Annotated in this window: 17 protein-coding genes and 1 pseudogene; 6 read left to right on the forward strand and 12 right to left on the reverse strand. The window is 36.8% G+C overall.

All coding sequences use genetic code 11. The features are described from left to right. The first annotated feature begins 23 nt into the window (after window positions 1-23). Window positions 24-1,505, forward strand: a complete 1,482-nt coding sequence (locus DXB91_RS03420; RefSeq protein WP_022215939.1) for a nucleotide sugar dehydrogenase — start codon at window positions 24-26, stop codon at window positions 1,503-1,505. A gap of 99 nt (window positions 1,506-1,604) precedes the next feature. Here the strand turns inward: DXB91_RS03420 and DXB91_RS03425 are convergent, their stop codons facing one another. The 6 genes from DXB91_RS03425 to DXB91_RS03450 all read right to left on the reverse strand — a co-directional run bounded on the left by DXB91_RS03425 (window position 1,605) and on the right by DXB91_RS03450 (window position 8,405). Next, complete coding sequence (locus DXB91_RS03425) at window positions 1,605-2,525, reverse strand: hypothetical protein (RefSeq protein WP_055223542.1); 921 nt, start codon at window positions 2,523-2,525, stop codon at window positions 1,605-1,607. 210 nt (window positions 2,526-2,735) lie between these two features. Continuing rightward, window positions 2,736-3,242, reverse strand: a complete 507-nt coding sequence (locus tag DXB91_RS03430; protein ID WP_147343969.1) for a hypothetical protein — start codon at window positions 3,240-3,242, stop codon at window positions 2,736-2,738. A 95-nt stretch (window positions 3,243-3,337) separates the two neighbouring features. Next, a complete protein-coding gene (locus DXB91_RS03435; protein WP_118016820.1) occupies window positions 3,338-5,656 on the reverse strand; it encodes an ATP-binding protein in 2,319 nt (772 codons plus the stop codon). 224 nt (window positions 5,657-5,880) lie between these two features. Continuing rightward, window positions 5,881-6,831 carry a hypothetical protein gene (locus DXB91_RS03440; protein WP_118016821.1) on the reverse strand — a complete coding sequence of 317 codons (951 nt, stop codon included), beginning with the start codon at window positions 6,829-6,831 and terminating at the stop codon, window positions 5,881-5,883. Between the two features lie 10 nt (window positions 6,832-6,841). After that, window positions 6,842-7,144: a hypothetical protein gene (locus tag DXB91_RS03445; protein ID WP_118016822.1), complete on the reverse strand. Its 303-nt coding sequence runs from the start codon at window positions 7,142-7,144 to the stop codon at window positions 6,842-6,844. After that, window positions 7,125-8,405: a hypothetical protein gene (locus DXB91_RS03450; protein ID WP_118016823.1), complete on the reverse strand. Its 1,281-nt coding sequence runs from the start codon at window positions 8,403-8,405 to the stop codon at window positions 7,125-7,127. The genes DXB91_RS03445 and DXB91_RS03450 overlap by 20 nt, the downstream gene beginning before the upstream one ends. Window positions 8,406-8,730: 325 nt before the next feature. On the opposite strand from DXB91_RS03450, the gene DXB91_RS03455 reads away from it, so the two are divergent. Together DXB91_RS03455 and DXB91_RS03460 are read left to right on the forward strand one after the other, a co-directional pair. Beyond that, complete coding sequence (locus tag DXB91_RS03455) at window positions 8,731-9,237, forward strand: toll/interleukin-1 receptor domain-containing protein (protein ID WP_118016824.1); 507 nt, start codon at window positions 8,731-8,733, stop codon at window positions 9,235-9,237. A gap of 169 nt (window positions 9,238-9,406) precedes the next feature. Then, window positions 9,407-10,651, forward strand: coding sequence for an IS256 family transposase (locus DXB91_RS03460; protein ID WP_118016825.1), 1,245 nt, complete (start codon window positions 9,407-9,409; stop codon window positions 10,649-10,651). A gap of 345 nt (window positions 10,652-10,996) precedes the next feature. Here DXB91_RS03460 and DXB91_RS03465 read toward each other — a convergent pair whose 3' ends face one another. Continuing rightward, on the reverse strand, window positions 10,997-13,402 hold the full coding sequence (locus DXB91_RS03465; protein WP_118016826.1) for a dCMP deaminase: 2,406 nt from the start codon (window positions 13,400-13,402) through the stop codon (window positions 10,997-10,999). 218 nt (window positions 13,403-13,620) lie between these two features. Here DXB91_RS03465 and istA point away from each other — a divergent pair, with 218 nt between their 5' ends. The 3 genes from istA to DXB91_RS03480 are packed head-to-tail and all read left to right on the forward strand — an operon-like array spanning window position 13,621 to window position 16,038. Beyond that, a complete protein-coding gene (gene istA / locus DXB91_RS03470) occupies window positions 13,621-15,093 on the forward strand; it encodes an IS21 family transposase (RefSeq protein ID WP_117551226.1) in 1,473 nt (490 codons plus the stop codon). Then, window positions 15,093-15,866, forward strand: a complete 774-nt coding sequence (gene istB, locus DXB91_RS03475) for an IS21-like element helper ATPase IstB (RefSeq protein WP_117551228.1) — start codon at window positions 15,093-15,095, stop codon at window positions 15,864-15,866. Before istA ends, istB begins: the two co-directional genes overlap by 1 nt. Beyond that, window positions 15,859-16,038, forward strand: a complete 180-nt coding sequence (locus DXB91_RS03480) for a hypothetical protein (protein WP_117551230.1) — start codon at window positions 15,859-15,861, stop codon at window positions 16,036-16,038. The genes istB and DXB91_RS03480 overlap by 8 nt, the downstream gene beginning before the upstream one ends. 508 nt (window positions 16,039-16,546) lie before the next feature. On the opposite strand, the pseudogene DXB91_RS14715 reads toward DXB91_RS03480, so the two are convergent. The 5 genes and pseudogenes from DXB91_RS14715 to DXB91_RS03500 form a co-directional block, all read right to left on the reverse strand. Next, a pseudogene (locus tag DXB91_RS14715) lies at window positions 16,547-16,642 on the reverse strand (SEC-C metal-binding domain-containing protein); the annotation flags it as partial. 1,734 nt (window positions 16,643-18,376) lie between these two features. After that, on the reverse strand, window positions 18,377-20,056 hold the full coding sequence (locus DXB91_RS03490; protein WP_118016827.1) for an ATP-dependent nuclease: 1,680 nt from the start codon (window positions 20,054-20,056) through the stop codon (window positions 18,377-18,379). A gap of 141 nt (window positions 20,057-20,197) precedes the next feature. Beyond that, window positions 20,198-20,371 carry a hypothetical protein gene (locus DXB91_RS14090; RefSeq protein WP_158564579.1) on the reverse strand — a complete coding sequence of 58 codons (174 nt, stop codon included), beginning with the start codon at window positions 20,369-20,371 and terminating at the stop codon, window positions 20,198-20,200. A gap of 4 nt (window positions 20,372-20,375) precedes the next feature. Next, window positions 20,376-20,522 (reverse strand): abortive infection family protein, encoded by a 147-nt coding sequence (locus tag DXB91_RS14720; protein WP_118016828.1) that lies wholly within the window; start codon window positions 20,520-20,522, stop codon window positions 20,376-20,378. Between the two features lie 263 nt (window positions 20,523-20,785). Further along, the gene (locus DXB91_RS03500) at window positions 20,786-21,688 is read right to left on the reverse strand and encodes a sugar phosphate nucleotidyltransferase (protein ID WP_118016829.1); all 903 of its coding nucleotides are present in this window, start codon (window positions 21,686-21,688) and stop codon (window positions 20,786-20,788) included. Window positions 21,689-21,880: the final 192 nt, after the last annotated feature.

The raw sequence follows: 21,880 nt of genomic DNA on the forward strand, positions 1-21,880 counted from the left end.
CATCAGAGAAAGGAATTTTGATCATGAAGAAATTATCACAGTCACGTCTCGCTGACACTGTCATGAACGGAAGAAAAGAAAAGGGTATGACCCAGGCTCAGCTCGCCGATGCAACCGGTATCAACAGAGCACTCATTTCCAGAATAGAGCAGAAGGATTTTGTTCCTTCTATAGAGCAGCTCGAAAGTTTGTCAGAGGTTTTGAACTTCGACCTCACAGAAATGTTCATCAATGCTGGCGCACACAAGCTCGAGTCTCCATCCCCACTGAACATTGCAGTGGCAGGAACCGGTTACGTTGGTCTGTCCATTGCGACCCTGCTGGCACAGCACAACCATGTAACGGCAGTTGACATCATCCCTGAAAAGGTTGATCTCATCAACAACAAGAAATCCCCTATACAGGACGACTATATTGAGAAATATCTCGCCGAGAAGGAGCTTGATCTCACAGCAACTCTCGATGGCAAATCAGCATACAAGGATGCAGATTTCGTAATCATAGCTGCTCCGACAAACTACGACAGCAACAAGAACTATTTCGACACATCAGCCGTTGAGGCCGTTATCGAGCTCGTCCTCAAGGTCAACCCGGATGCCATCATGGTCATCAAATCAACTATACCAGTTGGATATACCGAGTCCGTAAGGAAGAAATACAACACGTCAAATATCATTTTCAGCCCAGAGTTTCTTCGTGAATCAAAGGCACTGTACGACAACCTCTATCCATCAAGGATAATTGTCAGCACAGACAAGAATGACGAGAAGATAGTTAAGGCATCCCATACATTTGCCGCACTGCTTCAGGAGGGTGCCCTCAAGGAAGATATAGACACTCTGTTCATGGGCTTCACCGAAGCTGAGGCTGTAAAGTTATTTGCAAATACCTATCTCGCACTCCGCGTGTCCTACTTCAACGAGCTTGACACATACGCAGAGATGAAGGGACTTAACACACAGGACATCATAAACGGCGTATGTCTCGACCCAAGAATCGGAACACACTACAACAACCCATCATTTGGATACGGCGGATACTGTCTGCCAAAGGATACAAAGCAGCTCCTTGCCAACTACAACGACGTGCCCCAGAATATGATGAGCGCCATCGTTGAGAGCAACAGAACGAGAAAGGACTTCATCGCAGACCGCGTTCTCTCCATCGCAGGCTACTACGACTACAACAATAACGGGGATTACTCAGCAGCCCAGGAGAAGGAATGTGTCATAGGTGTATACAGACTGACGATGAAGAGCAACTCCGACAACTTCCGCCAGAGCAGTATACAGGGTGTCATGAAGCGTATCAAAGCCAAGGGCGCAACCGTCGTTGTATACGAGCCAACCCTTGAAGACGGAACCACATTCTTCGGAAGCAAAGTTGTAAATGACCTAGACAAATTCAAATCCATGTCCGACGCTGTCATCGCCAACAGGTACAATTCATGCCTCGACGACATCAAAGACAAGGTATACACAAGAGATCTGTTCCAGAGAGACTAATCTTTAAGAAGACCTTTAAGAACATTTTTATAACATAAAAAATAACCGAATGATACGAATTAAAACTTGTATCATTCGGTTATTTTTTGTCAATATTTCTTATGAATTAGCCTGAGCCTTGAGCTCCTCAAGCATCTGAGGAAGTCTTGTATCCATCTCGTCATCCTTGAACTGACACGTACCAACCTTCCTGTGTCCACCGCCACCATACTTGAGCATAAGGCTTCCAACATCCATGGTCGCTGTGCGGTTCAGGATACTGTATCCAACTGCTGCCGAACATCCCTGTCCACCACGTCCGCTTACTATCCACGCTGACACATTCTGTTCAGGATACATACTGTATATCATGAAACGATTGCCGGTGTATATCGGATCCACTCCGCGAAGATCGCTTATGATAAGATTACCGTCCACTATGGTATGTGCCTTGACCATCTCCTTGAACTTCTCTGTCTGCTCATTATACAGAACTATTCTCTCCTGTATATCCGGCATGGCAAGTATCTCATCAGTGGTCATGGTACGACATGCATCTATAAGCTTCTCCATAAGCTGGTAGTTTGATATGGTGAAATTCCTGAATCTTCCAAGTCCGGTTCTAGGATCCATCAGGAATCCAATAAGTATCCATCCCTTTGGATTCTGTACCTCATCGATGGTAAGATTACCTGAATCAACCTTATCAACAGCCTCCATCATATCGTCAAACTGCGGAAATCTCTCTCTGCCTCCATAATACTCATAGATTATTCTAGCGCACGATGGAGTTATACGACTCTCCCCCTTGTATTTACCCTCAAGCGCCAGTCTCTCATGCTCACTTGAATGATGATCGAACCAAAGTCCACAGCCCTCAACAAATGGCACATTTGCAAGGCAGTCATCCTCCGTAACCTCGATCAATCCGTCCTGAAGATCCTTCGGATGCGCAAACTTCCAATGATCAATAATTCCCGCTTCCTTCAGCAGTGCGCCACACGCAAGTCCATCAAAATCCGATCTTGTAACCAACCTCATAGTAAATCCTCCCTGGTATTGAACTTCAGCCCTGTAAAACCGGGCTAAATAGTTCATTTTCCGTAACAAATATATCTTAATTATATAGAAGCGGGTGGGGTATTTCAAGGAGCATTTTTGACTTAGTTTTGCTGGTTATATCCCCCCGAAATTATTGTGAACAAATAAAAATTTGATTTAACTCTTAGTATTGTACAACATAGAATTTTACTATAATTTTTTTATCATGTTCTCAATTATAGATATATAATCTTTATAAAAATTTATTCTATCTTCATAATCTCCTATATTTTTTATAAGAAACACCAGTACTCCTACTATAAATACTTCAATAACAAACACTCCTATAATTATAACCATTATTATTCCCACTGATTTCTTTTGAATTTTTCCCAAAACATCCAACATATTCATCGCTCTATCGAGGATTATAGTCATACAAACCGGCACCGATAGTGACCAATACTCCTTACTCGGATTAATATTTCTTTGTCTTTGTATGAGATATGCTCTAAATTCCTCTAGTTCATCTTTTGAATAGACTTTATTTGAACATACTACATAGTGTATCCATTCATTATGGGTATCGAATTTAACTAGATCGTTCAAACTTTTTCTCTCATTAAATTTTATACGTCTACGACATACATATTTGTAAATAGTAAATTCTTTTTTTAAATCAACATAACATTTTTTTCTTTCTTTACCCTTATTCATAATCTTTTCCCTTATCTTAATTAGTAAACATGTATATATTTTTTCTGTCCATGTTAGCAATGATATTAACTCATTGCTTAGTATGCCTAAAGTCATCACTCCGCAAATATAAAATCCAACTCATCCATCCCATCCAAATGCCCCGAATAAGAACTATCACCATCATAAAAATCGCCATAATCTCTGTCACCAGGATCAGCCAGCACATCGCACACATAACTCTCAATCTCACCAGCATTCGCCCAGATATCATATCTGGATAAGTCAATGTCATCTGTTATCGCACAAGGGAATACTGCCAATTTACCTGTCACATCGTCATATATATCATCCCGCACGCAATCCGCTAAAATATTTACAACCTTATCTACATCAACCTCATGATACACTCCGTTGTATATCGTATTCTCCTTAAAAAGTTCATATGTATCCTGATTTGTATAACTTTCGGATCTGTCATATCCATCTATGTAATCCCGCATGGCCTTGTCCAGCTTTTCCAGAACAACATCACTGTCCACCAGTTCACACAGTTCCAGTCCATTATTCTTCAGATTTTCTTCAAATACACAAAAATCGTCAAAATCCATCGAATCCAGCAGGTCATCCAACGCCTCTGACGACAAATGTTCACGTGTACCATAATATGATGCCAGCGGCTCTGAAAGCAAAGAAGGCACTACAGTAAATGTACTTGCTTTGTTATAAAACGCATATGGCAAAGACTCCACAAATGTCCTGACAATATCTCTGTATTGCTCCATGCATATACCCAGCTCACATATATTCGACAATATGACAAGCTGCCTTTCAACATCGCTTTTGAAATTGTATTTACTTGCATCTCCAGATCTAACAATATCCACTATGTCCGGGCCGAATCCTCTGACAATCTGAATATATTCCGTGGCGTTTCTCCCGATTTCTTCAACCTCAGGTTCATTCTCGTCCAGATAATTCTTCAAAAAATCATTTACAGATGGGTTGATAGCTCCAATTTGCCGCACGCCTTTGTTCTCTATGATCTTGACAAATGTTCCCTCCATCCGCTTCAATACTGTTTCCCACACATTTCGGGTTGTGTCTATATCAGTTCTTTTCGTAATACGAGCATTGAATACTCTGCGCAGTACCTTGTCCTCCACACCAACTTCCGTCAACGAAAACAGTGAGGTAAGGAAAATCCTGTCTTCTGCCTTGAGCCTGTTGTTAAACTCATCTCTCCAGATTTCAGTAGGATTATCCAGGCATCTCCTTATAAATTCACAATATTCGCCAGCAGCAATCTTGTTGGATACATTTTGCCGCGTAACATACTCTATGATACGCGGTGTATAATTCCTGTGTTTGACTATCCAACGATAATTATTATTTTTCAGGATCTGAACATAATGATCCGATGGTATATTTCTGAAATACAAATGATTCTTGAATATCCTTCCCTTGTCTTCAATGGTCATAGAATCCATATCAATATACTGGAGCCGCACCTTCTCCGTGTCTATAAAACTGTTCAGCTCTATGTAAGCTTCCTTCGCATGCTGAAATATCGTCACCCTGGAGTTCATGATGAGTTTCTTGTTCTTATGCATCAACACATATTTGATCAAAGACATCAGTTCATTTTCCTGGGTGTCCTTCATTCTGAAGTAATACTGTCCAAGGCAGTCATCCAACAGAATAATCTCTTTAGATTCCTTATCAACTGACAAAGCTTTCTTTATGCTCTGCAGATCCCCATTTGTCGTATAAATAATCCGGTAACCCAGTGCTGCGTAATACAAAGCAAGCATCTTGGTCGTCATGGTCTTTCCAGTTCCCGGCATTCCAAGAATCATCAACAAACGATTACGCTCAAGGACATCTATACACTGTCTGTAGCTCAATGTTTCAACAAATTCTCTCTGTTCCTCTTTTATGTTGTAGAGAAGCGTTTCGCAATCTATAAAAATATCTCTGCTATCAATCTCTTCCAATATATTTGCGGATTCAAGCCACAATTTGTAATGCTTGCGCACTATATCCATATTTGCCGGATCCTGCAGATACTCATCTATATCATTCAACGACAATATATTACATGAACCTTCCATGTATCCCGCAAACAAATTGAAAATCTCCGTCTTATTTGCAGGGGTAAGCTCCAATGCGCTGCACACATAATATTTCTCCGGTTTCAGCTCAGCAACCTTCGAAACCTCCTTCTTCAGGCTTGATATAAGATCACTGTATTTGCTATTGATATAATGCTTGACCTGTATAACAACATTTTTGCTCACAGTATCATCAGTTATATCAATGCCTCCATCACGGCCCCTCGCAAATATCTGAAGTGGAACACCCAGCTTCTTCTGCATTATATCTTTGCACAATATTTCAAATTCGTAGTCACACAGGTTTTTGTAATTAAACATCTTTTATCTCCAATAAAATCCATTACACATTTTGACAACATACAATATTTGTTTTATTTTAACTACTCATAACACTTGTCTTAGATGTAAAAAATTTTTGATATGAATGATTATATGCACAGAGGCTATGGCGTTTTTTACAGAATAAGCCCCTGACCACTAACCAAATTTGCATGTATACACCAATTGCCAGCCATTTCGGCTGGCAATCACTATTTTTGATATTAAGCTATGTAACGTCTAATTTTTACCACATCATAATACAAACAATTATCATCTTCCTTTTTCCATATTATCACCAATTTATGAGCCCATGTATCTACTAGATCTAATTTTACAATATGATGTAATTGGCGAATTTTCACACTCCTATCTTTTGGGGTTTTTATTGTAATTCTTCCGATTCTTCTCCCAATTCGAAAATTAAATGAATATCCAAAACGAACTATTCCTGTTTTTTGAATTGGAACTACCTTAACCACATTGTAACCTGTTTTAGAACAAATCTGTATATGCCCCCACTTAAGTCTATCAAGTTCCTCTTCTGAATATATTTCTCCTCTTGTGTCATTGAATGTAACAGCTTCATAACAAGACAACTTTTTTACCTGACTCGCAATTCTGTCGTACGGTTGATCCACAATTAATCTCATAACTACATCTTTTATTTTTCGAATCCACTTTAATCCACTTAATTTTATTATAAATACTTTACCTTTAGATGCATTGTCAATCGATCTTATTATCCTACGCGATTTTTTTGTAACTAATTGTAGTTGTCTTTCAGAACATCTATATAATCTCCAATTATCATGCCTTGAAAGATCCTCAATTTCATCAACATACATCTCTATAAGTTTATACAAATATGGCATCGTATATCGAAAATAATTTGCTCCATCTAACATTTTTGAAAATTCACCTAACAATTCTTCAAAGCATTGATTCCACTGCTCAATTCCCGCATTCTCAAGTTGCTTTATTTTTTGAGGTATAATCTTATAAGCCGGCTCAAACACTTTATTAAAATTTTCCTTTTCTAAAGTGTAAAAATTGTTAGCAACTTCTCTACGAAAAATAATAATTGTTACCGCAATTCCTAACATTGCCAAAATGCCATCATGTTCATCCGCATATTCAAGTAGTTCTAAAAAACCCTTAAGGAAATCGCCCATTCAAGTCTCCTTACTCGTTATCAGCTATATATTTATTAAAGGCTTGCATTGCACTTTCATAACACTGCATTGATTCCTCAAACGCAAAATGTTCTTTTATTTCTCCTGGCGTCATATTTTTTCTCAATTCTTCAAAGAATCCAGTAAAAAAAGAACCTATTATCCTGTTTACATGTGCAGGGAAGCTTATAATATTCATACAGTCAATGTCTATTACATGTTTATTCCTTTTGTATGCGTCTCTCCCTGGACCAGGACCTGCAACAATACTCACATTATCAGGCACGTCTATTCTAATCTCTATATTCACCATCATTAACCTCCTCAAAATAAAAAATCATATTATATGCAACTCCTGGCATGTAAAATTTCGTTTTTAAAACTCCATCTTTATCAGGTATTTTGTATACAAACTGCCGTTCTGAATTAAATGCAATAAAACCGTCACTATCCGGAACAGTTAATTCTCTCTGTAAATGCATCGCACCATTTCCTGATAAAGCATAGCACTCATCTTTTTCACTATAATTACGTACTTTTTCAACCAATGTACTTATTCCAAGCCCACCATCATACCGATCTCCTGCTCTACCAGATATTCTTTGAAATGCCATAAGATTATAAAAATCTTTCTCAGAATATTCATTAGAAAAATATTTTTTATGTTCATTCCATGCTTTTCTTACTGTACCAATTCTTTGACGCTTTTGTATTATTTCATCTGAGGACAGAAAAATTTTAGTATATAAGTCACTCCACAATAACTTTTCTGAAAAATCATATACGACCAATGATATACTTGTATAATCTTTTCCCGTTAAAGATGTGGATCTTTCAAAACAAACGTCAATCATACAATTTGTTTTTCCGTGTTCAATCGCATTTGGCGCCAACTCTCCTATAACATCTGCCACCGCATCTATCGCTTTTTTACTGACATTGGCATTACTTAAAAAAGTACTGCACTCACTTATAGCTACCGAAGAATCCCACGGGCCTTCTCCAACTATTTTTTTAAACCTACTTGATCTATCGTATCGTGCAAAATAATCATCTTCTGTGATTTCATCACATAACAAATCTTTTACCGCAAGAAACGAATTACTAAAAAAACCTCTTCCCGCCTCTCCATAATAAAATCCATTTCGAATTCTTTTTTCTCTTATAGATAGTCCAATCTCCATATCTTTTCCTTTTTTTTCAGCATGATCAATATATGCATGTATTCCATATTTCGCATAATAATAATAAATAACATACTCAGTCATAGACACTGTTAAATCATCAGAAAAAACCAGTATATCACTAGAAAAAAATACTATTGCCTTTTTAATTCCTTTTTGACGAATTCTCTCTAATATAGAAATTATTTCTCTCAATGTTTCTAAAGTAAAAAAAAGTAATTTATAGTACCCAAAATCAACTGAATAATCAGGTGGCAGTTCTACTTGTTTTACTTTTTCCAGTTTATATAATAATAAATTTCCATAAACTACTTCACTCTTCTTTTTATTCGCATAACTCTTATCATTATTATTTTCAATAAGCAGTTTATCTTCCTTCAGCCATTCCATATTTTATCCTATTTTATCTCCACTCATTTTCTTCTCTTTATATCAATTCTTATTTTCAAACAAGAATATTATATCACATGACTATGAATATTGTTATACAATATAGCAATTCTTAACATTTTTTACACTATACATTTTCATTAAAATATATATTTATTCTTAGGTTTCATTTTTTCTATCTGCCGCTTCGAATTACATGTCTGAACTCATTAAAAAATCTATAAATTTTGTAACAGATAATTATTAGTTATCAATCAATTATACTATTGTTGCCACAATATTATTAAAGAATTTGCATTTAACTACATAACAATGAGGTCTCTCTATGATATTTATTTGTCTTTCACATGTTGAAAGATATATTGTTGCGCAATCTTTATCCTATCATTTGAAAAATTATGGATATAAAATATGGTATGATTATGATGAGCTTTTTATTGGAGATGATGGTGACTATCTCAACTTTGAAAGAGGGTTATATAAATCAAGATATGTAGTAGTAATTATATCCCATGCATTATTTGAAAGCCCCTGCGCAATTTCAGAGTTGGAGCAAATATATGAATTGCTAAAAAATAAAAAAATCGTTGTAATTCCGGTATTATATAATATTACTGCTAAAGATGTCCCAGAAAAATTTCAATGGATAAATGATATTATATATACCGAAATAACAACAGAAAAAGAAACATTAGATGTTGCAACTCAAATATCAGCTAAATATTTGGAAGATATAGAACGTTTTATAAAATACTATAATGAGAAACGAATAAAAGAAAAGTTAGGATGGATGAGTCCTGTTCAATACAGACTCCATCTTCTAGCTGCATAAAGAAAAACGAGACGACCGAAGTCGTCTAGTAAAAAATCTAACTTTGAGGGGTCACCTCATACTTATAAAATATGACCTCTTATAAAGAGTGTGTGAAACTTTTTCTGTAAATAGCTAATAACAGCAAGGCCTTCTATGGTAAAATATAAATCATAGGAGGCCTTTTATTATGGCAAGAAGAGAAAAGAAACCTGTACACAAAGTAGTAATGACAGAGGGAAAGCGAAACATCATTCAGCAACTTCTTCAGGAGTATGATATTGAAACCGCTGAAGATATCCAGGATGCTCTTAAGGATCTGCTTGGCGGCACCATCAAAGAGATGATGGAAGCAGAAATGGATGATCATCTTGGCTACCAGAAATCTGAAAGATCTGATAGCGATGATTACCGCAATGGATATAAATCAAAGCGTGTAAACAGCAGCTATGGCAGCATGGATATCGATGTTCCACAGGACCGTAAATCAACATTTGAGCCACAGATTGTAAAGAAACGTCAGAAGGATATTTCTGATATCGATCAGAAGATTATCTCCATGTATGCCAAAGGGATGACGCCCCGGCAAATATCCGAAACCATCGGAGATATCTACGGTTTTGAAACATCAGAAGGCTTTATTTCAGACGTTACAGATAAAATCCTGCCTCAGATTGAAGACTGGCAAAATCGACCGCTGGATGAGGTATATCCAATTCTCTATATAGATGCCATCCATTATTCCGTACGAGATAATGGAGTGATCAGAAAACTGGCTGCCAACGTCATTCTTGGCATCAACACAGAAGGAAAAAAAGAGGTTCTTTCAATCACGGTCGGTGATAATGAAAGTTCAAAATACTGGCTGTCCGTCCTGAATGAGCTGAAGAATCGTGGTGTAAAGGATATCTTGATTATCTGCGCTGATGGTCTTAGCGGTATTAAAGAGGCAATTGCCGCTGCATTCCCCAAAACGGAGTATCAGAGATGTATTGTACATCAGGTAAGAAACACGTTAAAATATGTTCCCGATAAGGACAGAAAAGCGTTTGCTTCCGACCTAAAAACGATTTACCATGCTTCCGATGAAGAGAAAGCTAGACTGGCTCTGGATCGCGTTACTGAAAAATGGACCGCAAAATACCCGAATTCTATGAAACGCTGGTATGATAACTGGGATGCAATAACGCCGATTTTCAAGTTCTCACCGGATGTCAGAAAGGTTATTTACACGACCAATGCAATTGAAAGTCTGAATTCTACCTACCGTAAGCTCAACCGTCAGAGAAGCGTATTTCCAAGTGATACAGTGCTCCTGAAAGCCCTGTATCTGGCAACTTTCGAAGCTACTAAAAAATGGACTATGAGCATTCGAAACTGGGGACAGGTCTACGGTGAACTCAGTATTATGTACGAGGGAAGACTCCCAGAATAACAGAATCTGTATACATGATGAGAAGGACGTTTTTGACGTCCACTCTTGACATGCCCGAAATCATGTCGTATATATATAACAAGAGCTGGAAGCTCCAATTTAGTGCTTCCAGCTCAATCATTATCATAGAAGATTATTATTTACAGACTTTTCTTCATAGTCTCTCTATAAAAATCCCCAACTTACACACTTTACTTGAAAAAACTAAAATCTATCAAGCGGATGTTGTATAGCCAGTGTCCAACTTGTTATTGAAATTTAGAATTGAAATTTACAAACACTAACAATTCTTTTATTATGTCAATCACCTTCCATAATATTCACCTCCACTACCTTTATCATATATTACAAAAGAAATTTTTCAAGACTGTTTTTTTTAAATTTCCAATTAATAGCATATGTGTAATTCACATTTGGTGAATCAATTTTTACTTCAGCCACATATACATCGTTCACATCCTTTATCTCTAATTCTTTAGATTCTATAAGTGTCTTCATTTCCAAATCTGCATACACATTATACGTAACATTTTCAAAGATATCATTTGTGTGCTTGCTTGATATTTTCAATTCCAAATAACGAGTCTTATTCCGTACTTTATGCGCTAGATATGGAGACATGACTTGTTTTTCATCTTTAACTTTTGTAACCACTTTGTATTTTAGTTTATTGTCTTGCTTTCTATCTGCTTTTATTGTATAGGTATATGGTAAAAAATCTGTAGTTTGTTCAATTCTTATATCTTCATCACTTTCTTCCGGTACTAATTCGGTTCCATCATAAGAACTTCCTGTCCAAACAATACTCTTTTTCACATCACATAATTCCTCTGCCAATATCTTTGCCTCAACAGATCTGTAACACTCTATCTCACTTCTATTGTTTGCGAATTGGAAATCAATACAAACTGATTCATATTCAATATCTCCATACTCTACCGTTTGCTCTTGTTCCTCACCCTGTGCAATCTTTTTTATACTTTCTTCTGTCAATAATTCCAATTCATCCTTTACCGCTATACGAGGCTCATATAATTCCAAATAGGTTTGACCAATAGCCCCAAAAAACAAATTCATACATGGATTGTTTTTCTTACCAAATGATAAAATATGCGTATATGATATTCCCGGATACGGATTTATATAGTATATATTCTTTATCCCAAGTTGATATGCCTTTTTTGCACACAATTCACACGGACTTGCCGTGGTAAACAAATTTCCTCCCATAACCGGGGATCCGCCATACTTAGAAATCTGTAAAAAGGCATTTTCTTCAGCATGTAAAGCTCTGGTATACACTTGATTCTTATCTCCAGTCATGCCATTATATACATCCTTGAAACAATATGTCATTTTTCTTCCACAAAGTTTATTTTCTACTTTATTATCAATTTTTTGCATTACTTCCGAAAATCTATTATCCTCTAGTTCAAATTTACTAAACGATTCTCCATCTCTATTTTTACAATATCCCTGCACATCTCGTAACATGCATGGGATCTGCCCTTTGGGTACGTCATTCCATCCGACAGACTGAACTGAATAATCCGCTCTTGTAACCACGGCACCCACCTGGCGAGACAAACATCCAGAATTAAATTTAGTGTTATATGCCAATTGCATACATCGTTCAATATGTGATGGTGTTACCAATCCCGGATGTATTATCAGTGCAATATACTTTATCAATTGTTCTGTAAGCTCATAATACTTATTGCCTGTAACAGAAGGGTTATACACATGAATACCTGCATATTCAATACACTTTTCTATACTTTGGTGATAAAATACACCTTCAGGTTCTTTTGTTTTTTCAGGATACTCTATATTATCCAAATTTTTCTGTTCTTCTAACGTAAGATAACTCAATCTATTTCTACGATCACTATCATCTGTACCTACCGCCATTAAATAAAATGCTCTGTATTTATCTCTCAAAAAAATAGATTCATATGGATTTCTTATTGCATCAATACATATTCTCGTAGAAGAATTTCCTTTAATCTCATTATATTTGCTTATTATTTTTATTAAATTATCTATTCTATGGGCAAAAAAATTATACTTTTTCTCATCAAATTGAGATACAAAAGGATCACCAGAACATCTTATGTTATTTCCAAATTTCTGCATTAAATATGTATACAAATGATACTTCGATTGTTGTTTTCCTCTCGTTTCATCATTATACACATAATAACAAGTATGTTCATCTAGAACGTCTCTAAACCTTTTTTTCTCCTTCTTTACTTGCATCATATAATAGTTATAGTATTCTTCAACTTGTATATCAGACAGTTCTTCAACATTTTTATTATCTAGACTTAAACTATACTTTTTAGCTTCTACAAAAACGTAACTCATCATACGTATTTGATCTATAAATTTGTCCTTTTCACCGATATGTAGACTTTCTATCATGGAATCATCGGTTATTCCATCTATAAATTTTATAAATTCTTCAATTCCAGACTCGAAAGCACTTGCAAAGATTAATGAACTCACTTCAATAACAGAAAATGGGAACCACCTACCGGGTTCTTTCATATAATCATATATTATACTAAACTTACGTTCATCACTACTTTTATAATCATAACTTTTTGCTGATTTCATGTGTAAATCTTCAAATTTACTAGTTTCAAGTATCTCCGCAACCTTACTACATCCCGAACCTGTTCTACCTGTTAAGCCTATAATAATTAGTTTTTCTTTACTCTCGTACACCTGCGAAATTGCATCTTTCATCTTATCTCCCCTTTCTTTTCCACTATGCTTTCCATCACAAAACCAATCCTCAATGAGGCACTTATCTTTTTATAATTTCTTTCTTAAATCGCATACATCTGTAAACGCTATTATAATAGTTGACCACTTTAGTCCATTTCGCTACTGAATAAGTTTACCACCTGGAATACATCCTGTAAGATTTTTATGTTCAAAATCTTACGAAGGAGACGAAAGGTGTGAAAGTAGAAATGGACATGTATTACCTTATCCGTTCCTATCACAATGACGGAATGTCGATCCGTGCCATAGCCAAAACACTTGGCATATCCAGGCAGACAGTCAAAAAGTATTGTGATGGAACTACTATCCCGGGTAATCGGAAAGAGTACCACAGGGATTCAACAATCATCACCGACGAGACTCGCGAATTCATTCTCTCTTGTTTCAGAGAAGATGAACGGGAGGGGCTCGCCAAGCAACGGCACACGGCAAAACGTATTTATGATCGTCTTGTCGCTGAGAAGGGATTCGCCGGAGGAGAATCCACTATCAGAAAGGCCGTAAACGATCTTAGAAAAGAGCATTCTGTACATCCACAGGCAGACATACCGCTTGAGTATGATCCCGGAGATGCCATACAGATAGACTGGGGTGAATGCACTGTTTATCTAAATGGTGTCAAGCAAAAGCTATACAGCTTCTGCGGGCGATTATGTTACAGCTGTGACATATTTGTCCAGTTGTTTTATACGCAGAACCTTGAATCGTTTCTCGAAGCCCAGCAACGTATGTTTGATCACTTTGGCGGCGTGCCCAATCGATTGATTTTTGACAATGCCAAAGTTGCCGTTAGGGAGGGCTTTGGCAAACATGCTATAGCAACCGATGGCTATGCGGCATTTGCAGCTCATTATGCATTTCAGACTGATTTCTGTAACATAGCAAGCGGTAACGAAAAAGGTCTGGTTGAAAATCTAGTCGGTTATTCACGAAGAAATTTTATGGTGCCAGTACCAAAAGCCAAGTCTCTTGAGGAGCTTAACGCAAAGCTCATAGAGGATTGTCTGAATTACCGCAAAACTCACAAAGTTCAGTCAAGAACGATAAGTGTAAATGAAGCATACCATGAGGAGCAGTTGTATCTTCATTCTGTTCCTATATATAGGTATGATACAAGCCGCACTGCAACTCCTGAGATAGGTGATTATTCTACGGCCAGATTTGAAAAGAATAACTACTCAGTACCGGTAAGATATCTACGCCGTACAGTAACCGTAAAAGGATACGCTGATAAAGTCCTCATCATGTATAATGGAAAACTTATTGCAACACATGACAGGCTCTTTGGTTCAGGAAAAACTTCTTACCGCCTTGAGCACTACATTGATCTGCTGGAACGCAAGTCAAGAGGCGTATTTCAGGCAAAACCAGTACGTGACACGGTTGCTGAAGAACTCATCGACTGGGGCAAAAAGCTTCCCGGTGGTAATGCCGAAATGGTTAAGCTTCTCAGACTGTGTGTGGATTATGGTGAAGAAAAAATCCTTGCTGTCAAACACAGCCTTCCATCAGGAATAGTACCTACGGTTGATATCATACGCTCAAATCTGCACAAACCGGTAGAAACAAACATCATTCACATGAGTAATGACATTGAAGTAGCTGACCCGGATCTCGTAAGGTTTGATAAGAAATGCGGGGTGAGCTGATGGATGAATTAAAACAGCAGACAATAGAGTTCTACTCTAAACTTTTAAAACTGCCAACTTTCAAGCATTGCAACGATATAATACAGCATCTGAATGACGATTCCAGTTATGCAGACTTCCTGATCAAACTTATGAAGAATGAGTATGATACCAGACAAGCTGCAACAAGACAAAGGCACATTAAAGCGGCCCATTTTCCATATCTGAAAACTTTTGATGAGCTTGATCTGCACAGATTTGAACATCTGGATGAAGCTTATCTTAATGAACTGGCAACATGTGACTTTATCAAAAAACGTAAAAACATAGTCATGATCGGGAATCCCGGTACCGGCAAAACACATCTGTCTATTGCACTCGGCATCAAGGCCTGCAACCTGGGCATGAAGGTTAAATTCTACACTGCAGCAAATCTTGCTAACTCGCTGATTGAAGCGCAGGACAATCGAAGCCTCATGAAGCTTGAGCGCCAGCTGGATAAAGCCGAACTTCTTATAATTGACGAGCTCAGCTATCTGACATTCAACCTTCATCAGTCTGAGCTGTTATTCAAGATCATATCTGATCGGGCAGAGAGACAAAGCGTTATAGTATCAACTAATCTCAAGTTCTCTGAATGGACAACTATGTTTGAAAATAAAACAATGGTAGCTGCTCTGGTTGGGCGTCTGACATTTATGTCTCACGTACTCAACATGAACTCGTCCAACCCTTATCGGGACGAACACGCAGCTGTGATCACTTCAGGAAAGGAGGCCGTCTCAGATGAATGAGTACCACTTTCTTGATGAAAACACAGATCTGACGAAGTCAGAACTGATCCAAAAATACAACAATCTCATAGAAGATATCTGGCTCCTACAGCAAACCGTAAAGGAACTGGATGACAACTATGAACTTATGCTTGATGCATACGAGGGTGTAGCTGATAAGCTTTACGGCTAACATCTGGGGGAATGTCAATTACCACGGGCATTCCCTTATATTTGAACCAAAGTGGTAAACTTATTCAATAGCAGATGGTAAACTAATTCGTTAGCGGAGTGGTAAACTTTTTCGCTAGCGACTGGTAAACTTTTTCATTGACATTTACATACATCATCATTCCGTATCATCTTATTACCATACAATCTCTATATTGAAATATTATAATAATCTATTATAATATTTCAATATTATTTTGTATTTTATGATTCTAAATAAATGCTCCACAGTGGGGATCCCCACTGTGGAGCATTTACTTACAATTGAATAGCTTCTTCATGCAGACAATATTCATTCTATTTGTCATACATAAAAACTCTGCTTTATGCTTTTGACTTGTAATTATTCACTCTACACACAAGTATTTTTTACACAGAACACTTTATCGAACACTTAGCTTAATGGCATTACCTCTTAGATGACATCTCTTAGCCACATCATCTTTATTGGCTTGCTTCACTGCCTAATTTTAACATCCACAACACTTTTTATATTTTTTACCTGACCCACACGGACAAGGAGCATTTCTTCCTATTTTAGGGGCAATACGCCTATATGTTCCAGAAATATTGGGCTGATCTTTTATCAACGCAGGGATTTCAAAAGTATACCCTGCATACGAAATTGCTTGTAATCCAAATTCAAAATGGGGGGGAGTTGGAAACAAATAGTTTTTTTCTTTAATCACCTCAAAAGTATGATTGACGCTATTACTCTTTAGCAAGTCCAATAGTGTTTGTAAACTAATTACAGGAATATCTGAATTGTATACTCTAATCCCCTTTTTTGAAACAACACATCCCATAACTACTGGCAAGTTATCCGATGTAACAAATCCGAACACTTTGTTACAGAATTCAAAGCAATTTTTTTGTGCATATGTTAGCATATCCGACACCTGTTTACACCCGTGCTCCAAATCCTGAACCCTTGCAAATACCTCGGATGTTGAATCCGCTTCAACAAGCCATTTTAATTCACATATAAGAATGTAATTGTATTCTTTATCCCATATAGCATAATCTACATCTGGAAGGGTACCGGGAAGTGATTTATTCTTTGCCACTAATACAGTAGATATTTTTTCCGTGACAGCATCAAGTTCATCTTGCATAATTCCTTCCCGTAAATTTGTCAAGTCAAAGTATGATTTATCTCTCAGTTTATGGATAAGTGAGATTAGGTTTCTTTCTGGTCTGCTTGCTAAAATCAAATGAGGAGCAAGGGCTAATCTATCCTTGTCAATTTCGACAAAAGGTTGATATACAATATCGTTGTTTTTCAAGCCACTATTATATGTTAGTAATTTTAATATGGCAGATATTCTATCTTTAGAGAGTTTAGTTTTATCTGCAATGACTTGCACAAATTCAGTCGATGATTTTATAAGAACTGCTTCTTGAACAGCAGCGCCAGGAACTCCGCTTTTCAAGCAAGCTACCATATGAATAAAACAAAGTGTCGCTATCGCTATCCAAAACTGCTTGAAATCTTTTACTGAAAACTTGTCAAATTCCCATTCTTCTGGTAATTCACTAGTATTAATCCATTGCCGCTCCATCATTTCATAAAAAGGATTCCATATTTTTTCATCGGAACTATAGGAAATGCATCCATCTTGAAACTTAATAGAATCTATAAGTTTACTGTTTGCCAATGACAAATCCTGACCAGTCATAAACTTAGTTCCCATTACCTGATCTCTAAATATTGATTCTGCCATATCAGATATTATAATATTCCTATTTTGGGGATTGTCTAAGAAAGTTATCTTACTTTGTATTTCATTTACACTTGCAGAAAAATGGCCTCTCGAATAGCTGGTATACGCACTATAAATGGGTGAATATTGCTTTGCTTGAAACTGCAATAGCTTTGCAGCATCTATATATCGCTCGGGTATAATATTCATATCCAAAGTATCAGTGTCTTTATGCGAACAGTCTTGGAATATCCATTGAATTAAAACATTTAATGAATCTAATTGTTCTCGGATTAGCATTGAATACTCCAAGTTATCACCTATCAGTGCAAGATTCGTTGTGCCACCCAAGCGGCAAGCATCCTCAAAGACGATTAATGCATTATATAATGCTGTTTTTCTATTTAAAGAAAATAACGGATCTTGTTTATGGTAGGCATCAATAATTTTCTCAACTTCACGAATGTATTCTGCCATATTTGCCCCCTTCTAAAGTGTTGCTATTAACTATATATGAGCGATTTACCGCTTAAATATTATTCCAGTTAACAACTTGTATATACAATAAGTATTGCCTAACTCTATCTAACCCACTGTTTATAAATGCTCACAACATACTTGAGTTATAAATTTCTTAATTTCATCATATACTTCATTATCTAAATCTGGATACGTCTCTAACACCTTATTCACCCAATCAGGCCCATGCCCTCCTACTTGTTTAACAAAGCATTCTAATTCTCCTACCGGGACAATAAATATTCCAGCATTCCTTAACACCTGATCCAGTCTCTGAAATGCTACCGTTGCATCACCACTTGGCAATGCTGTTATTCCATTTCTTTTCAAAGCTTCCCACTTTGACTCTGTTTTCAGTTCTGCCTTTATTGTATTTATTTCTTTTAACGATAAATTTGGATTTTCAGATTCATTAACAATTTGAGAAACCATACCCAATAATTTATTTTTATCCACTGCTTCCTTGGAGCTATGTAAATTTGATGCTATTATATTATAGTCTTTTTTTATACTCTCCCAATCTACATCAAAAGATGTCGCAATACCCTTAAAAATGCATTCATCATTCAACACATCCAGATCAGGGATTAACTTTACATCTATATCTAATGACCGCAAGGCACTAGCGATTTTTGCCATTCTATGTTTTCCACCACAATGAATAAATAATGTTTCTGAATATTTTCCAACTTTGTATTTAAGATGATGTTCTATAACAGAGTACATCTTGCAGTCAGAATCGCTCTCACACAACATAACTTCTTTATGAAATAAACTCGTCATGATATTGGAATACTTTAATAGTGGATCATTCCATATCTCAGAGAACTTTTCATTATCCAAAACAGAAATCGAATTATAATCTCCCTCCCTTTTTATTCTCACTATTTTTATCCTATCTGGACAAACTTCTAGTAACCCTTTAATAATTTCTTCACTGTGAGTTGAAATAAACGCTTGCTGATCCGCCTGCAATGTCTCACCTATTATACGCCCCATTATATTCGCCTGAGGAGGATGTAGAAACGATTCAGGTTCATCTATTAAAAAAGTAGAATAATAATCCAACATTAAATACAATAATATTCCTGTAAAACTTTTTATCCCATCCCCTTGATCCTGAACCTGTTTATATGTTTCTAAAATTTCTGAATATGCTTCCTGACGTAGTTGTTCATCATCAAATTCCGTATCGAATTTCACAACATCGCCTATACACAATGGTATATTACTACCATTCTGTGTAAAAGGGATTAAATCTTTACCGAACGCCTTTTTAAAATTTTCACTTAGCCAAATTCTATATTTTCCATTAAAAGCAGCATAATGAATTGGATGCCTTTTTTCCGCATTTCTCGAAATCAATTCAGGAGGATTACAAATGGATAATCTGTTCATAGTGTCTAAATAAGCAACAAATATATCTCTTATTTGTCCATACCGCTTTTCTTTAGCATAATCCTGCACACTATACGAATTAAAATAGAAGCCCATTCCCGAAAATTCTTTATAAGCCCCCATGTTTTTTATATGCGATATTGTGGGTAAAAATTTATCAAGATCAACATCGTACTTAACGATATCTATATCTTCAACTACCATCGTAGGAACTTTTCTATCACACAGTTTATATATATCTTTTAATGTTTGACTTTTCCCTACGTTATTAGCACCTACAAATACAACTATATCATTTGCATTTATCTCTACACTCTGATTATTGTTGAATGTTATTTTTGAAATATATCCACCACTCATTTAGTATTCTTTGCTCCTCTCTTACTAACGGTAAAATGACAGACCTACGATCGTCGTAAACACACCAACTTTCCATGCAATTAGAGATAATAGTATCAATGACAGCAACATCAATGAAAACATTACTTTTCTATACATAATTTATCCTTTACTTATAAGCCTTGCTACAGGTACAAGGTCTGTAAAAACGCTCCCAATAATATTCCCACACACAGGGCATTCTACCTCTTCACGTTCACGGTTGCCCTCCCATATAGATCTATCATCATATTCCGAAATGGAACCACATTTATCACAAGTCACTCTATGAATCATATCGTCATGCCTCCTTAATATAAACAGATAATATAAAATCTGACATTGTCATTGCCGCATTTACAAACAGTCTTGCATGATGTTCATCAATTGCTATCCTATTAGCCCCAACTCCATGCACATCACTGTCCTTGTTTCTTATTTCAGCAATTGAAGATCTCTATTATTTTTTATTACGAATTGATTCGAATAAATCATCCATATTATATCCTTCCCCACTTTGTTTTTCGTAAAATTATCATCAGTCACTTGTTTTATTACATACTTTGGTATTAAACATTATAACATACATTCTTTTTTCAATCCACATTGTATAGCAAATCGCAACAGGTCTATAATATTACCTATAACCACCAATTGCCAGCCCTCCCGGGCTGGCAATCATATCACATCACATCCATATAAACATCCTATCTACAAATCCCCAAACAAATCCTTCTCATACACACCGTCCTCAATCATCCCCTTAAAGCTCTCCTTAACAGCCTCAACATCTTCCTTATACGTCATACCATACCAGGTATCATTCGTCCGGAGAACCTTAACCGTCATCTTCTTCTCATCCAGAAGCTCTCCTATGAATGTAGGAATAAGAAACTCTGCCTTAAGTGGATCACCAGGAACCTCCGTCTCAAAGAACTCCGCGAATTCTGCCTCCAACATATCCAGGAATTCCGGTGTCAGTCCCCACATGTTCATGGACACTAGAGACTCCGTATCAATGGCTATGCCGTCCGCAGCTGCACCATCCGCAGTCTTGACGATATTCTTGGTCTCCACCACCTCTGTCAGATTATTCTGATCGTCCATCTTGCAAATGCCTCTGGTCACACCACCATTATCAGACAATGTATTCTTGAGTACGAATCCAGCCATACATGACTGTCCTCCGTTCTCCAGATACTCATGAACCAGTCTGAAGCCTTCCTTGCCATAATAATCATCTGCATTTATCACGACAAATGGTGTCTTCAGCACGGCTTTAGCAGCAAGCACGGCCTGTCCTGTTCCCCATGGCTTAGTTCTGCCTGCCGGCAGCTCCCCCGGAATATCCTCAATATCCTGAAATGCATAATCAACCGTAACACCAGATTTCCCGCAAATGGCAGCAATCCGATCACCTATAACAGATCTAAATTCTCTCTCAATATCCTTGCGGATAATAAATACAACATGATTAAATCCTGCCTCTATGGCATCATGGATTGAATAATCCATGATAATGTGCTGACCATCATCTACAGGCTCCAGCTGTTTGATTCCGGTTCCAAATCTTGAGCCGATTCCTGCCGCCATTATAAGTAAAGTTGTCTCCATTTGTTTTCTCCTCATTAGTAAGTAATAAGTTTATGTTCATCTTTATTATCTACAAATAAACTCAAATAATGATATATACTATTTGTTACTATCGCAACTGCCCCAATTGTTTTAGTACAGCACTGGCATATTTAAATAAATATATACGCATGAAACTTAGCTTAACATTATTCACAGAATGTTCACTTGCAC

It is taken from the genome of Coprococcus sp. OM06-34AC (assembly GCF_003462545.1).
GTDB classification, from domain to species: Bacteria; Bacillota; Clostridia; order Lachnospirales; family Lachnospiraceae; genus Coprococcus; species Coprococcus aceti.